The sequence below is a fragment of the Candidatus Kinetoplastibacterium sorsogonicusi genome (assembly GCF_003072465.1).
In the GTDB taxonomy this organism is placed as follows: domain Bacteria; phylum Pseudomonadota; class Gammaproteobacteria; order Burkholderiales; family Burkholderiaceae_B; genus Kinetoplastidibacterium; species Kinetoplastidibacterium kentomonadis.
This window is the reverse complement of sequence record NZ_CP025628.1, coordinates 348,162-363,415: the sequence shown is the minus strand read 5'-3', so window position 1 is coordinate 363,415 and position 15,254 is coordinate 348,162. Positions and strand designations below refer to the sequence as shown.

14 protein-coding genes and 3 tRNA genes are annotated in these 15,254 nt (G+C 24.1%); 11 read left to right on the top strand and 6 right to left on the bottom strand.

Annotated features, from left to right (window positions below):
• Positions 1–43: 43 nt before the first annotated feature.
• Together CKSOR_RS01750 and CKSOR_RS01745 are read right to left on the bottom strand one after the other, a co-directional pair.
• Complete coding sequence (locus CKSOR_RS01750; RefSeq protein WP_108673876.1) at positions 44–1,057, bottom strand: class 1 fructose-bisphosphatase; 1,014 nt, start codon at positions 1,055–1,057, stop codon at positions 44–46.
• 102 nt (positions 1,058–1,159) lie between these two features.
• Positions 1,160–1,405 carry an aminopeptidase N C-terminal domain-containing protein gene (locus CKSOR_RS01745; RefSeq protein WP_108673875.1) on the bottom strand — a complete coding sequence of 82 codons (246 nt, stop codon included), beginning with the start codon at positions 1,403–1,405 and terminating at the stop codon, positions 1,160–1,162.
• 635 nt (positions 1,406–2,040) lie between these two features.
• Here CKSOR_RS01745 and tldD point away from each other — a divergent pair.
• From tldD to CKSOR_RS01725, 4 genes are all read left to right on the top strand, one after another.
• Complete coding sequence (tldD, locus tag CKSOR_RS01740) at positions 2,041–3,507, top strand: metalloprotease TldD (protein WP_108673874.1); 1,467 nt, start codon at positions 2,041–2,043, stop codon at positions 3,505–3,507.
• A gap of 206 nt (positions 3,508–3,713) precedes the next feature.
• Entirely contained in the window at positions 3,714–4,772 is a 1,059-nt protein-coding gene (locus CKSOR_RS01735) for a 3-deoxy-7-phosphoheptulonate synthase (protein ID WP_108673873.1), read from the top strand.
• Between the two features lie 84 nt (positions 4,773–4,856).
• Complete coding sequence (gene mnmA / locus CKSOR_RS01730; RefSeq protein WP_108673872.1) at positions 4,857–5,939, top strand: tRNA 2-thiouridine(34) synthase MnmA; 1,083 nt, start codon at positions 4,857–4,859, stop codon at positions 5,937–5,939.
• A 59-nt stretch (positions 5,940–5,998) separates the two neighbouring features.
• A complete protein-coding gene (locus tag CKSOR_RS01725) occupies positions 5,999–6,802 on the top strand; it encodes a sulfite exporter TauE/SafE family protein (protein ID WP_108673871.1) in 804 nt (267 codons plus the stop codon).
• A gap of 2 nt (positions 6,803–6,804) precedes the next feature.
• On the opposite strand, the gene CKSOR_RS01720 is transcribed toward CKSOR_RS01725, so the two are convergent.
• Complete coding sequence (locus tag CKSOR_RS01720; protein ID WP_108673870.1) at positions 6,805–7,401, bottom strand: glutathione S-transferase N-terminal domain-containing protein; 597 nt, start codon at positions 7,399–7,401, stop codon at positions 6,805–6,807.
• 164 nt (positions 7,402–7,565) lie between these two features.
• Here CKSOR_RS01720 and purB point away from each other — a divergent pair, with 164 nt between their 5' ends.
• On the top strand, positions 7,566–8,921 hold the full coding sequence (gene purB, locus CKSOR_RS01715) for an adenylosuccinate lyase (protein WP_108673869.1): 1,356 nt from the start codon (positions 7,566–7,568) through the stop codon (positions 8,919–8,921).
• Here the strand turns inward: purB and CKSOR_RS01710 are convergent.
• Both CKSOR_RS01710 and CKSOR_RS01705 read right to left on the bottom strand, forming a co-directional pair.
• Positions 8,922–8,998 (bottom strand) — tRNA-Met (locus CKSOR_RS01710).
• A 77-nt stretch (positions 8,999–9,075) separates the two neighbouring features.
• Positions 9,076–9,160: transfer RNA gene (locus CKSOR_RS01705), tRNA-Leu, on the bottom strand.
• A gap of 90 nt (positions 9,161–9,250) precedes the next feature.
• Between CKSOR_RS01705 and rnr the strand changes: the two genes are divergently transcribed.
• The 4 genes from rnr (at position 9,251) to CKSOR_RS01685 (ending at position 12,329) form a co-directional block, all read left to right on the top strand.
• Positions 9,251–10,984, top strand: a complete 1,734-nt coding sequence (rnr, locus tag CKSOR_RS01700; protein WP_108673868.1) for a ribonuclease R — start codon at positions 9,251–9,253, stop codon at positions 10,982–10,984.
• 6 nt (positions 10,985–10,990) lie between these two features.
• Positions 10,991–11,746 carry a 23S rRNA (guanosine(2251)-2'-O)-methyltransferase RlmB gene (gene rlmB, locus CKSOR_RS01695; protein ID WP_108673867.1) on the top strand — a complete coding sequence of 252 codons (756 nt, stop codon included), beginning with the start codon at positions 10,991–10,993 and terminating at the stop codon, positions 11,744–11,746.
• Positions 11,747–11,889: 143 nt separating this feature from the next.
• Positions 11,890–12,162: an HU family DNA-binding protein gene (locus tag CKSOR_RS01690; protein ID WP_108673866.1), complete on the top strand. Its 273-nt coding sequence runs from the start codon at positions 11,890–11,892 to the stop codon at positions 12,160–12,162.
• A gap of 91 nt (positions 12,163–12,253) precedes the next feature.
• Positions 12,254–12,329, top strand: a tRNA-Val gene (locus CKSOR_RS01685).
• Between the two features lie 23 nt (positions 12,330–12,352).
• Here the strand turns inward: CKSOR_RS01685 and argF are convergent.
• Positions 12,353–13,279, bottom strand: coding sequence for an ornithine carbamoyltransferase (gene argF / locus CKSOR_RS01680; RefSeq protein ID WP_108673865.1), 927 nt, complete (start codon positions 13,277–13,279; stop codon positions 12,353–12,355).
• Between the two features lie 140 nt (positions 13,280–13,419).
• Here argF and rdgB point away from each other — a divergent pair, with 140 nt between their 5' ends.
• Both rdgB and hemW read left to right on the top strand, forming a co-directional pair.
• Positions 13,420–14,055 carry an RdgB/HAM1 family non-canonical purine NTP pyrophosphatase gene (rdgB, locus tag CKSOR_RS01675; protein WP_108673864.1) on the top strand — a complete coding sequence of 212 codons (636 nt, stop codon included), beginning with the start codon at positions 13,420–13,422 and terminating at the stop codon, positions 14,053–14,055.
• The gene (gene hemW / locus CKSOR_RS01670) at positions 14,048–15,250 is read left to right on the top strand and encodes a radical SAM family heme chaperone HemW (protein WP_234411232.1); all 1,203 of its coding nucleotides are present in this window, start codon (positions 14,048–14,050) and stop codon (positions 15,248–15,250) included. Before rdgB ends, hemW begins: the two co-directional genes overlap by 8 nt.
• Positions 15,251–15,254 lie beyond the last annotated feature (4 nt).

Sequence of the window (15,254 nt, the reverse complement as noted above, 5' to 3'; positions counted from 1 at the left end):
TTAAAAAAATACAAAGGTATTTTACCTTTGTATTTTTTAAAAATTAGCATTTATTATTGTTTTTATAATAATTTTTTATTATAGAAACTTCTTTTTCAGATCCCAAAATTATTCCTATTCTTTCGTGTATATTTTTAGGTATGATATCTAAAATCCTATCAATACCATTAATAGCTGATCCTTTAGCTTGCTCTATAATAAAGCTTATAGGATTTGCTTCATACATTAATCTTATTTTACCAAATTTATATGATTCTCTAGAATCTGGAGGATATATAAAAATTCCACCTTGAATTAATATTCTATGTATATCTGATACCATAGAACCAACCCATCTCATATTATAATTTTTTCTTAAAGGACCTTTATTACCAATTAAGCAATCTTCTATATATTTTTTAATAGGATTATTCCAATAATTCATATTTGACATATTTATAGAAAAATTATTTGTACTTTGTGGAATAGTAATATTTTCATGAGTTAAAATCCAATCATTAGTATTTATATCTAATGTAAAACCATATACTCCTTTACCTAAAGTAATTACTAGTATGGTTTGAGGACCGTAAAGAGCATATCCAGCAAATATTTGTTTATTACCAGGTATTAAGAAATCTTTTTTATTAACTAAAGAATTTTCATTGTAATTATTATTTAAAACTACTGAAAATATAGAACCAATAGAGACATTTACATTAATATTAGAAGAACCATCTAAAGGGTCAAATATCAATAAGTATTTACCTTTTTTATTAGATGAAATTTGATATATATCTTCCATTTCTTCAGAAGCCATCCCGCACAATGTCCCGCTTTTTTCATTAATTTTTAAAAAAATTTCATTAGCTATAACATCCAATTTTTTTTGTTCTTCACCTTGAATATTAATATGTCCTATATCACCAAATATATTCTCTAAAGCACCTTTGCGTATTAAAGAAGATATCTTTTTACAAGAACAAGATATTGTTTCTATTAGCAAGCATAATTCGTTATCTAAAATTTCATTTACTTTTTTTTCAAATATATATTCTTTTAAAGTTTTATGTCTCATATGATTACCTGGATAAATTTAACAAATTATTAATAATTTCTAAAATATGTTTGGATAAATTAAGAGTGATCTTATAATTTATTTAAAATTATAAGATCACTCTTAATTTATTGTGTCAATCTTTATTATATAACTCATCCAAAAATTGTAATCAGAACCATCTATTTTATGAAATGATCTTATATTATTAATACAAAATTTAAATATCAATGCTTTGACTCTATTTATATCAAAGATACTTATATATCTAGAACTTGCTTGTATAGCAAAACATTTATCTATTGTATGATTATATTTATATCTTTTATAGAAATCTTCTAATAACTGCTCTGCAATATGTTTTTTCAAAAATTTAAATCAATGATAATGCATTTATTTGGATTATTATGTTATTTTCATGTATATATTATTACAATTTTTTCTACTACATCAAATTTTATTGATACTAGATATTTTAATGATACATTTAATAGAACATTATTCCAATATTTGTAAAAGAAAAGTTTTTATTATATATAAATAAAATCTGAAAATATTTTGTTTGTTAAATATATTATAAAAAATTCTATTGATTTTATTAATTATACTAAATTAATATTTTGGCTTTTCTATATTAGTTATTTTTTAATAGAAATTACTAAAAATAGTTAACAATTTATAATTATGCCTTATACACTGAATCTATTTCATTTGATTAGATAAAATATCTAATAAATATTTGTTATTTAAACGGCACTTTTATTTGTTATGTATTTGCAATATATATTTATTTAATAAATTTTGTACAATATACCATTGAGAAAAACAATCATTATAATGTAATAAAATTATTAAATTTTGCTATGAATAATTATAATTAACAATAACAGAAAAAATTTTGCTAATTTAAAATTAATTTATTATAAATACATGCTGGATTCATTGTAACCATAATACATGGTAATATAATAACTTTCCAAGATAATTATAGTTTTAAAAAATATATGAAAATTAATGATAATTCAATAAATAATTTTAAATTAGCAAAATTTTTTCTGCTTGATCAAAATGATTTAAAAGAAGAAGATTTATTTCAAATCATAAATGAAATACTTTTATATAAAGTAGATTATACTGATATATATTTAGAGTATTCATCTAGTGAAACTTGGAGATTAGAAGAAGGAGTAGTTAAAAATGGAACTTTTTCTATTAAACAAGGATTTGGCATAAGAGCCATATATGGAGAAAAAACTGCTTTCTCATATTCAGACTCCATTAATAAAAAATCGTTGCTTTCTTCTGCTTATACTGTAAGAAATATTTCTAGTAGTGGTTTTGATAATAGAAAAATTTATATTAAAAATCAATATAATAATCAAAAATTTTATAATAGTAAAAATCCTTTAGAAAATATTGATACAAAATATAAAATATCTATTTTAGAAAAATTAGAAAAATATGCTAAAAAAATTGATAATAGAATATCCCAAGTAATAACTAGCTTACAATCAGAATATGATATCGTATTAATTGCTCGAAGTGATGGACAATTAGTTACTGATATTAGACCTTTAGTACATTTATCTATTACAGTAATAGCAGAAAATTCTCTTGGTCATCGTGAAAAAGGATATGCAGCTGGTGGTGCTAGGAGTGATATTAAATATTTTTCAGATGAAATTTTATTGCAATATGCAACAAGAGCTGTTAAAGAAGCTATCAATAACCTTTCTTCTAAAGCATCTCCAGCAGGAGAAATGCCAGTTGTATTAGCATCTGGATGGCCTGGTATTTTATTACATGAAGCAGTTGGACATGGATTAGAAGGTGATTTTAATAGAAAAAAATCTAGTATTTTTTCTGATAAAATTGGAGAATTAGTCACTTCAAAAAATATCACAATTTTAGATAATGGTACTTTAGAAAATAGAAGAGGTTCTTTAAACATTGATGATGAAGGTAATGAAACAAAATCAAATGTATTAATAGAAAATGGTATTCTTAAAGGTTACATGCAAGATATTTTAAATTCAAAATTAATGAATACTACACCAACAGGTAATGGAAGAAGAGAGTCATTTGCACATATTCCATTACCTAGAATGACTAATACTTATATGCTCTCTGGTGAATACGATCCTCAAGAAATTATTACTTCCGTAAAAAAAGGTATTTATGCAGTTAATTTTTCAGGAGGTCAAGTAGATATTACAAATGGTAAATTTGTTTTTTCTACTTCTGAAGCTTATTTAATTGAAAATGGTAATATTACGCATCCAATAAAAAATGCTATGATAATAGGTAATGGACCTGATGTGATGAAAAAAATATCTTTAATAGGAAATGACCTGAAATTAGATTCAGGAGTTGGTACTTGTGGCAAAGATGGTCAAAATGTCCCTGTTGGAGTCGGAATACCAACTTTATTAATAGATAATATTACTGTTGGTGGTACACATAATAATTAATTCATAATTGTGTACAAATTGCATTTATATACAACGACTATCGTATTAGTATATATAATTTAACATATATTTTTATATTATTACATATTTTTAAGTTATAGTTATAATAGTTAATTTATGAAATTTATATTATTTCTTTTTGAATTAGTAATTAAATTTCATTATTTTGTTAAATAAAGTAACTAATCCTTCTGGAGTTTATTATTGTGTCTCATAATACAGATGATATACGTATACGTGAAATTAGAGAACTTAATCCACCTTCTCATGTTATGAGAGAATTTCCTTGTAATATAGAAGCTGCAAAAACGGTTCATAATTCACGCAAAATAATACATAAAATATTACATAATCAAAGTAATAAATTAGTATTAGTTGTTGGACCATGTTCTATACATGATGTTAAAGCTGCAATTGACTATGCTAAACTTTTAAAAGAATTAAAGATCAAATACTCTAATGATTTAGAAATAGTTATGAGAGTATATTTTGAAAAACCAAGAACTACGATCGGATGGAAAGGTTTAATTAATGATCCTGATATGGATAGAAGCTTTCAAATTAATAAAGGATTAAAACTTGCAAGACAATTATTATTAGAAATAAATACTCTTGGACTATCAGCTGGTTGTGAATATTTAGATATGATAACTCCTCAATATATTGCGGATCTGGTTTCGTGGGGTGCAATTGGTGCAAGAACAACTGAAAGTCAGGTACACAGAGAACTTTCTTCTGGTCTTTCATGTCCTGTAGGTTTTAAAAATGGTACAGATGGAAATATAAAAATAGCTATAGATGCTATCAAATCTGCATCAAATCCTCATAACTTTTTATCTGTAACTAAAGGAGGACATTCAGCTATCGTATCTACAAATGGTAATGAAGATTGTCATATTATATTAAGAGGTGGGAAAAAACCAAATTATGATTCTGAAAGTATCAATTTAGCAGCTAATGCTCTGAAAAAATCTAATTTATTAGAAAAAATCATGATAGATGCAAGTCATTCTAATAGTAATAAAAATTATGAAAATCAACCTATTGTAATAGAAGACATAGCAAAACAAATAGAATCTGGTGATAATAGAATTTTTGGTGTTATGATCGAAAGTAATTTAAAAGCTGGTAGACAAGATTTATTAGATCCTAGATCTTTAATCTATGGATTAAGTATAACTGATGGTTGTATTGATTGGGAAACAACAGAAAAAGTTATTGATAGACTTGCTAAAGCTGTTAATAAAAGAAATAAAATTTCATAAAAACTATTTAAAAATATCAAATATAAATTTAAAATTAAATTTATATTTGATTAAAATTATTTTATTTGAGAATTTTTTAGAAAAATGCTTAAAAAAGTTGTGATTGGTATGTCTGGTGGAGTAGATTCTTCTGTTGCTGCTTGGATTTTAAAAGAACAAGGATATAATGTCCTTGGTATATTTATGAAAAATTGGGAAGATGATAGTTCTAAATATTGTTCTACTAGACAAGATTTTTTAGATGCTGTTAGTGTTGCAGAGACTATAGGAATAGATTTTGATGTAGTTAATTTTTCCAAAGAATATATTGATGAAGTATTTAATATTTTTTTAAATGAATATAATCAAGGTAGAACACCTAATCCAGATATACTATGTAATAGTACAATAAAATTTAAAGCATTTTTAAATTATGCATTAAATATTGGTGCTGATTATATTGCTACAGGACATTATGCTAGGATTAAAAAATATCAAGAAAATAATCAAATAAAATTTAATTTATTAAAAGCTCTTGATCAAAATAAAGATCAGAGCTATTTTCTTTGTCAATTAAATCAAGAACAGTTATCTAAAATAATTTTTCCATTAGGTGAATTAACAAAAAAAGAAGTAAGAGTGTTAGCCAATAAAATAGGATTGCATAATGCAAATAAAAAAGATTCTACTGGTTTATGTTTTATAGGTGAAAGACCTTTTAATGAATTTTTAGGTAAATTTATAAAAATCAATAAAGGAGATATTTTTGATATTTATAATAATAAAATAGGAGTACATAATGGGGTTTCTTTTTATACTATAGGGCAAAGAAAAGGTCTTGGAATTGGTGGTAGTAACAAATATACAAATGATGCTTGGTATGTAGCAAAAAAAGACATAAAAAATAATATAATATATGCTGTTCAAGGACATAATCATCCTTGGCTATTGTCTAATCATTTAACAACAAAAAATGTTAGCTGGATTGCTGGTGTTTTGCCTGATATAAATAAAATTTATACTGCTAAAAATCGTTATCGTCATAAAGATGAAGAATGTTATTTATCTATAGAAAGTGAAGATAAATTTATATTACATTTCAACCAACCACAGTGGGCTATAACACCTGGTCAGTATGCTGTAATTTATGATGGTGAAATATGCATTGGTGGCGGTACCATAGTATAGTACTATTCTAGTACTATACTTATAATATTATAAAAATTCAAGTATAAGAGAATATAATTATGGACACCTATTTTATATTACATCTATTATTATTAGGTGGACTAACTGGATTTACATCAGGATTACTTGGTATTGGAGGTGGAACACTATTGGTTCCTTTATTGAATATTTTATTTTCTTTACATGGTATGCCAGAAAATATATTAATGCATTCTTCTGTTGCTACCTCAATGGTTTCAATTTTTTTTAATTCCTTAATAGGTTCATTTATTCACAATAACAATAATAATATTCAATGGAAATTTATTTATTTCATGATTCCTGGTATTATTTTAGGTGGAATTTTTTCTAGTACTGTAATATTTTCTAATATTAATTCATCTATTTTATCTTTAATATTTAGTATATTTGCTAGTTATTCTGGTTATAAAATGTTATTAAATAATCCATCTATCATTAATTACAAAATAATGAATAAAGAAATTATATTTATAGGTGTATTAATAGGTACTATATCTGGTCTTATTGGTGTTGGAGGAGGTTTCATATCAATACCATTCATGGTTTCTAGGGGTATAAATCTTAATCAAGCTATAGCTACATCATCAGTATTGTGTTTACCAACATCTTTAATAAATACTATTGGATATATTATTTCTAAATCAAACTGCTCATATCAATTACCATGGATGATTGGCTACATACATTATGGTGCCTTAATTGTATTAGTATCTATAGGATTAATAGCAATACCATTAGGAATAAGAACTTCTAAAGCATTAAAAACTATTTTTTTAAAAAGATTATTTGCTATTATATTATTTACTATTTCCTTATATATGATAATAAATAATATTTTATAAATTTATTTATTATTAATATACAAAGATTCAAATAATTCAAAAAATTTAGACAAATTTTTATAATTTTCTCTCCATAAAATATCTTTAAAACGTAAATCTAAAAATTCTAGAGCACAAAACAATGAAATATCAGCAACATTTATATTATTAATAGATATAGTTAAATAATTTTCATTGTATAAATTGTTAATTTTTATTAATGATGATATTATTTTTTTATGTTGTCTATTTATCCATTTATAGTCTATATATTGATTTTCTCTATTATTTTCATAATAAATTAAGACAGAAGCATCTATAATACCATCTGATATTGCTTCTAAACACTTTACTCTAATTTTATCTTTGTCTTCTAAAGGTATTAATCTTGGTAATGGTTTTAAAATATCAAGATATTCAATTATTACTCTAGAATCAAAAATAGATTCTTGATTATCGGTTAATAAGCAAGGAATTTTACCTAAAGGATTATAATTTTCTATTTTAGAATCTAAAGACCAAACATTTTCTAATTGAAATTCATAAAGAATTTTTTTATAGGACATTGCAATACGAACTTTTTTTACAAATGGACTAGTAGAAGAACCTAATAATATCATATCAAATTTATAAAAATTAAAAAAATATTTTAACTATGTACAATAGCATAATAATACAACAGTATAATAACTATATATGTAATATATTTATGATTATGCTGATAATATTATATTTTATACAAATTTAATTAGCAATTAGTAAAATTTTTAAGAATATAAATAATATGGATAATATTAACTCACTTTCACCTTTAGATGGTAGATATTTTAATATATCAAAAGAATTAAGGAATTTTTTTTCTGAAACTGCTTTTATAAAACATAGAATTGAAGTAGAAGTAAAATGGTTTAAATCATTATTTGATGCAAATTTGCCTGGATTACCAATTTTATCAAAAAAAGCTAAAAGTTTTTTAGATGATATTATCTTAAATATATCTACAGATGATTTTCTAAATATTAAAAATATAGAAAAAGTTACAAACCATGATGTTAAGGCTATAGAATACTGGCTAAAAAATAAGATTAAAGAAAATCATGAGCTTGTAAAATTTCAAGAATTTGTTCATTTTGCTTGTACTTCAGAAGATATAAATAATACTGCTTATGCTTTGATGTTATTTAGATCTAGAGAATCAATTATTCTGCCTACTTTAACAAAAATTTATACTATACTATCTGATATGTCATGTAAATATGCTGATCAACCTATGTTATCTAGAACACATGGTCAACCTGCTAGTCCAACTACTACTGGAAAAGAATTAAAAAATTTTTCAGTTAGATTATATAAAGAGATAGAAACTATTAAAGATATTAAAATTTTTGCTAAAATGAATGGTGCAACTGGAAATTATAATGCACATGTTATTACTTACTCTGAAATTGATTGGAATGAATTTAGCAAAAATTTCATTAATTCATTAGGTTTATTACAAAATACACATACAACCCAAATAGAGCCCCATGATTGGATTTCTAATTTATTTGATTCTATTACTAGGGCAAATAATATTTTATTAGATCTAAATAAAGATATATGGGGATATATTTCTTTAGGATATTTCAAGCAAATTATTAAGGATGGAGAAATAGGGTCGTCTACAATGCCTCATAAGGTCAATCCTATAGATTTTGAAAATTCAGAAGGTAATTTAGGATTATCAAATGCTATTATGAGACACATGTCAGATAAATTAACTCAATCTAGATGGCAACGCGATTTAAGTGATTCTACTGTATTGAGAAATTTAGGAGTTGCTATTGGTTATTCGCTTATTGCATGGAAATCTTGTTTACGTGGTTTAAATAAATTAGAACTAAACAAAGTGCGCATTGATGAAGATATAGATAATTGTTGGGAAATTTTAGCTGAACCTATACAAACAATAATGAGAAGGTATAATATTGAAAATCCATATGAAAAACTAAAATATCTCACTAGAGGAAAGATCATTAATAAAGAAATGATTCATGATTTTATCAAAAATCTTAACCTACCAAAAGAAACTATAGATTTATTATTGAAACTTACTCCTAGATCTTATATAGGATTAGCGCATACATTAGCTAAACATTAATGGTGGCGCATCCCTGACTCGAACAGGGGACCTGCGGATTATGATTCCGTCGCTCTAACCGACTGAGCTAATGCGCCTAACATTTATAAAGTTATTTCATATTATAGTATATAAATATAAAATTATAAACATAATTTTATATTTTATACTATAATGGTGCCCAGAAGAGGACTCGAACCTCCAATCTTTATAGAGCATGGATCTGAACCATGTGCGTCTACCAATTTCGCCATCTGGGCCGCAAAATATTAATAATTTTAACATTAAATTTTATAAATTTCATATAAATATATGAAATTTATAAATATGTATAATTTACTTGGAGAAAAATGTATAAATATAATAAAAATAATGATTTATTAATAGGACAATTTTTTTATAACAAAAAACTATCTTTTGTATTAACTGAAAATAAAGATTTAATATATATTGAAAACAAACATATTAATCGTACTGATAATAATCAGTTTGTATTGATAAAAATTATTAACGAAAAAATTACTTCGAAAAAATCTAAAAAATTTGGATTAATAAAGAAAGTATTAGGTAATGAAAATGATATTAATACATGTATTAATATAGCAATAAAAAAATATAATTTAATCACAAATTTTTCTAAAAAAACAAACTTAGATATTAAATATTTAAATGATGATATTTCATCTGATATGATATCAAAGAGAACTGATTTACGTCATTTACCGTTTATAACTATAGACGGTAAAGATGCAAAAGATTTTGATGATGCTATTTATTGTGAAAAGATAAATATTAACTCTAATTCAGAATATAAATTTAAATTGATAATCGCAATAGCTGATGTCAGTCATTATGTTTCAGAATTTAGTAATATTGATCAAGATGCTTTTAAAAGAGGTACTAGTATATATTTTCCTAACAAAGTTATACCTATGTTACCTAAAAAATTATCAAATGACATTTGTTCTTTATTACCTAATAAAGATAGATTAACGCTTGTTTGTGAAATAATTCTTGATATGTTTGGTGTAATAGATTCATACAAATTTTATGAATCTATTATAAGATCTAATTTTAGGTTTAATTATGAAGATGCTTATCAATTAGTAACTAATATTAGTGATAATAAATTTATTTCTAATAAAATTCATCAAAATATATTTAATATATATAATATATATAAAATTTTAAAACAAAAAAAATATAATAATAAAAATATGAATTTTGATTTGAATGAAATCAAATTTAACATTAAAAAAAATCGTATAAATAAAATTGAAATACTAGAACGCAATGATATGCACAAAGCTATTGAAGAGTGTATGTTAACTGCAAATATATGTGCTGCTGATTTTCTTATCAACAATAATAGTGATGCTTTATTTCGTATTCATGAAAAGCCTAATGTAGATAAAATAGACAATTTATTTAAATTCTTAATATCTATTGGTATTTCTATTGAAAAATATAAAAAAATGAATCTACATGAATTATATTTTGATTTATTAGAAAACACTAAAAATCATGCACAATACAAATTAATTCAATCAATGTGTTTACGATCTTTGCAACAAGCTAAATATAGCTTTGTTAATATAGGACATTTTGGTTTATCTTATAAAGCTTATGTACATTTTACTTCTCCTATAAGAAGATATCCAGATCTTCTTATACATAGATTTATTAAATCAATTTTAAAAAATAACCAATGTAAAAATATCGAAAATAAAAGTATAGATGATTTGATGTCATCAAAAGAACGTTTAGCTGAAGAATCCTCTCGTTTTGTGTCTTCTTGGTATAAATGTTTATTTGCTAAATCCTATATAGGTCAATTATTTAGTGGAGTAATCACTAGTATTGTACAGTTTGGGTTATTTATATCATTAGATGATATTAATATTGAAGGAATGATACATATTTCATCATTAGGAAATGAAAAATTTAAATTTGATAAAAATAATCATATTTTATTAGGAAAATATTCCAAGAAAACTTTTTGTATTTCTGATAAAATTTTGGTAAAAATAGAGAAAGTAGACTTGTTTTTTAGGAAAGTTTACTTAATACCTGTAAATAGATAAAATGATATGAATTATAAAAATATAATATGTGGTTTTCATGCTATCAATTCTCGTCTAAAATACTATCCTGATTCTATTAAAGAAATATATATAGATGAAAATAGAAAAGATAAAAGAATATTAAGCCTCATAAATTTGATAAACTTAAATAATTTGACAATAAATTATATTAATAAAGAAGAACTTTATAAAATATCACAAAAAAATAATAATCAAGGTATAGTTTGTATATGTGATAAATTAAATTCTAAAGTAAAAAATTTAGATGAAATATTAAATCAAGAAACTAATGACTTACTTTTATTAATACTAGATGGTATAACAGATCCTCATAATTTAGGAGCATGTTTGCGTACAGCTAGTGCAGCTGGTGTTGATGCTGTTATTGCCCCTCGCAATCGCTCTGCTACTATTAATGAAACAGTAGAAAGGGTATCTTGCGGAGCGTCTGGATTGGTTCCATACATACAAGTTACTAACTTAGCTAGAACTATGAGAGAATTAAATGAAAGAAATATTAGCTTAATAGGAACTGATTCTATAGCAAATTATAGTATTTATGATATAGATGCTACAACATCAATAGCTTTTGTTATGGGAGCTGAAGATAAAGGGATGAGGCGACTGTCTCGTGAAATTTGTAGTAAAATTGTACAAATTCCTATATATAGTAGTATTGAAAGCTTGAATGTAAGTGTGTCTTCTGCTATATGTTTATATGAAGCAATTAGACAAAGAAAATTTAATAATATATCAAACTAATTATTTTTTAATATAAATTATTTATTTTGAAAAATAACTTTTAAGCTGTATTATTAATGAAGGATCATATAAATACTGTAAAAAAATTTTGCAGTAAGTTTATATAATTTAATAATTATAATTATATTTGGAGATTAAAGTTAATGAATAAAACAGAACTAATAGATCAAATTTCTAATAAAGTTGATGTATCTAAATCTTCTGTCAACAAAATAGTTGATGCATTTATAGAAACAGTAAAAGAAACCATTAAAAATGGTGATTCTGTAACATTAATAGGTTTTGGAACTTTTGAAACTTCAATAAGAGCTGAACGTAATGGTAGGAACCCAAGAACAGGCGAAATGATGAAAATTAAGAAAAGTATAGTACCTAAATTCCGTCCAGGTAAAGGGTTAAAAGAAGCTGTTAATTAATTTAACTAATATTTAATTATTTTTAAATATTATTATTTATTGTATATAAAATTGTGTTATAATCATACTGTATTGAAGGTTTTATATATGTGGGTGCTTAGCTCAGTTGGTAGAGCGGCGCCCTTACAAGGCGTAGGTCACAGGTTCGAATCCTGTAGCACCCACCACATAATATGTGTATTATTATATGCTATAACTTACCTAATAACATAAATTCCATTAAAGCTTTTTGTACATGTAATCTATTTTCTGCTTCATCCCATACTACGCTTTTTGAACCATCTATTACCTCCGCAGTTACTTCTTCTCCTCTATGTGCAGGTAAGCAATGCATAAATAGTACATCATTATTTGCATATGACATCATTTCTGATGTAACACACCAGTCTTTGAAATCATTAATTCTTTTATCTTTCTCTGATTCATATCCCATGCTAGTCCAAACATCAGTAGTTATCAAATCTACATTTTTACAAGCTTCTTTAGGATTATTAAAAATCTTTAAATGATTTTTAAATCTCTTTTGATCAATTTGAGATAAATTTATATTATATCCAATAGGTGAAGATACATTGAGATAAAAATCAAATAATTCTGCTGCTTGTAACCATGTATAAAGCATATTATTTGTATCACCTATCCAAGTTACAGTTTTTCCTTTTATTGATTCTCTTTTTTCTATATATGTAAATATATCTGCAAGTATTTGGCAAGGATGAAATTCATTAGTTAAGCCATTTATTACAGGTACTCTTGAATATTTAGCAAATTTTTCAATTCTAGATTGATCAAAAGTTCTCATCATAACTATATCAACCATTCTTGATATAACTCTAGCTGTATCCTCTATAGGCTCTGATCTACTTAATTGAGAATCATGAGAAGTAAGATTTATTACTGATCCACCCATTTGATACATCCCTGCCTCGAATGAAACTCTAGTACGAGTACTTGCTTTCTCAAAAATCATAGCTAAAGTTCTATCATGTAAAGTCATGTGTGTTTCATATTTCTTGAATTTGTCTTTGATTATTTTAGTTCTATTTAAAATATAAATTAAATCATCTAATTTAAAATCATCAAATTTCAAAAAATGTCTTATATGTTTATTTATCATACAATACCTATTTTTAATTAAGAATTATTTGCATATTTTATAGTAGTATATAAATATATAAATTATAATAAAAAATTATCTATATATAGCTATATAGTTTTTTTATTATTCAAAATTGCAACAATTTAATAAATTTATATATGATAAAAAAAAATATAAAAACACCTATAGTATTAGCATCTAGTAATGATGGTAAGATAAAAGAATTTAGTAATTTTTTTAAATCTATAAATATAGAAATTATTCCTCAAGATAAATTTTCAATAAAAAATATTGAAGAACCATTTATTACATTTGTAGAAAACGCTTTGCACAAAGCTAGATATGCTAATAATATAACAAATTTACCTGCAATAGCTGATGATTCAGGACTATGTGTATTATCATTAAATGAAAAGCCTGGAGTATTATCTGCACGATACTCTATAAAAGAAAATAATAATTGTAAAAATTTAGATTCTAAAAATAATAAATTTTTAATAAAACAATTAGAAAATATTTCTGATAGAAGAGCATATTATATATGTACTATTGTTATGGTAAGATATTTAAATGATCCTAATCCCATAATAGTCAATGGCTATTTAAATGGTTTGATTATTGATAAACCTATGGGAAATAATGGTTTTGGATATGATCCACATTTTTTTGTAAAAAAATTCAATAAAACTATTGCATCTATGACTTTAGATGAAAAAAATAAAATTAGTCATAGATGTAAAGCTTTAAATAAATTATTAAAAATTTTAAAAAGAAATTATTTATATAATGATTAATAAAATATCATTTGCTAGATTTAATAATATGCATGAAGTAGTAAATTTTTTTAAATTACCTCCATTATCACTTTATGTACATATTCCTTGGTGTATAAAAAAATGTCCTTATTGTGATTTTAATTCATATTCTGTGACATCTATTAAAAGCATAGATGAAGATTTATTTTTTCAAACATTACAACTAGATTTAGAGCAAGCTTTACCATTTATATGGGGAAGGAAAATAATTTCTGTATTTCTTGGAGGAGGTACACCAAGTATTTTGTCAGAATATACAGTAGATAAAATACTAAATATGATAAGAAAATATTTGCCACTCATTCCTAATGCAGAAATTGTATTAGAAGCAAATCCATCATCAATAGATTTTAAGAAATTTGTATCTTTTTCAAAAAGTGGTATTAATCGTTTTTCATTAGGTATACAAAGTTTTGATGATAAATTTTTGAAAATTTTAGGTCGATCTCATAGCTCAAATGATGCCAAAAAAGCAATAGATATAGCTCAAAAAACAGATGCTAGAGTAAATTTAGACATTATGTTTGCTTTACCTAATCAAACTATAGAAGAAAGTTTGTTAGATATTCAGCAAGCACTATCATATAATACAGAACATTTGTCTATATATCATTTGACAATAGAACCGAATACTAATTTTTATAAATCAAAACCTATATTACCTAATGAAGATATTGCAATGATGATGGAAAATAATATAGAAAAAACTATGTTTAATCATAATTTTGAGCAATATGAAGTATCTGCATATGCTAAAAATAAAAAATATTCTATTCATAATATGAATTATTGGACATTTGGAGATTATTTAGGTATTGGCCCAGGAGCACATAGTAAAATATCTAATAAAAATTGTGTTATTCGAGAAGTCAGAGCATACAATCCTAAATTATGGACAAAATTAACTAATAAAAATGATAAATCACATATAGTAGAAACAAAAATTCTTAATAAAAAAGATTTAATTTTTGAATTTATGTTAAATGTGCTACGATTAAAAAATGGTATTGATATTACTTTATTTCAACAAAGAACTGGTTTAAATGTTACAGAAATTATGAAAAAAATTCAAACAGCAAATGAACTAAATTTATTAGAAATCAATTCCACAAATATTAAACCTACCTTAAAAGGTTGGAAATTTTTAAATGATTTACAATCTTTATTTTTATAAAATA

Bases quoted from the DNA above. Each gene is read 5' to 3' on its own strand.
- rnr (WP_108673868.1), top strand. From the start codon at position 9,251: ATGTATAAATATAATAAAAATAATGATTTATTAATAGGACAATTTTTT.
- purB (WP_108673869.1), top strand. From the start codon at position 7,566: ATGGATAATATTAACTCACTTTCACCTTTAGATGGTAGATATTTTAAT.
- rlmB (WP_108673867.1), top strand. From the start codon at position 10,991: ATGAATTATAAAAATATAATATGTGGTTTTCATGCTATCAATTCTCGT.
- CKSOR_RS01725 (WP_108673871.1), top strand. From the start codon at position 5,999: ATGGACACCTATTTTATATTACATCTATTATTATTAGGTGGACTAACT.
- CKSOR_RS01750 (WP_108673876.1), bottom strand. From the start codon at position 1,057: ATGAGACATAAAACTTTAAAAGAATATATATTTGAAAAAAAAGTAAAT.
- hemW (WP_234411232.1), top strand. From the start codon at position 14,048: ATGATTAATAAAATATCATTTGCTAGATTTAATAATATGCATGAAGTA.
- CKSOR_RS01720 (WP_108673870.1), bottom strand. From the start codon at position 7,401: ATGATATTATTAGGTTCTTCTACTAGTCCATTTGTAAAAAAAGTTCGT.
- mnmA (WP_108673872.1), top strand. From the start codon at position 4,857: ATGCTTAAAAAAGTTGTGATTGGTATGTCTGGTGGAGTAGATTCTTCT.
- CKSOR_RS01690 (WP_108673866.1), top strand. From the start codon at position 11,890: ATGAATAAAACAGAACTAATAGATCAAATTTCTAATAAAGTTGATGTA.
- rdgB (WP_108673864.1), top strand. From the start codon at position 13,420: ATGATAAAAAAAAATATAAAAACACCTATAGTATTAGCATCTAGTAAT.
- tldD (WP_108673874.1), top strand. From the start codon at position 2,041: ATGAAAATTAATGATAATTCAATAAATAATTTTAAATTAGCAAAATTT.
- argF (WP_108673865.1), bottom strand. From the start codon at position 13,279: ATGATAAATAAACATATAAGACATTTTTTGAAATTTGATGATTTTAAA.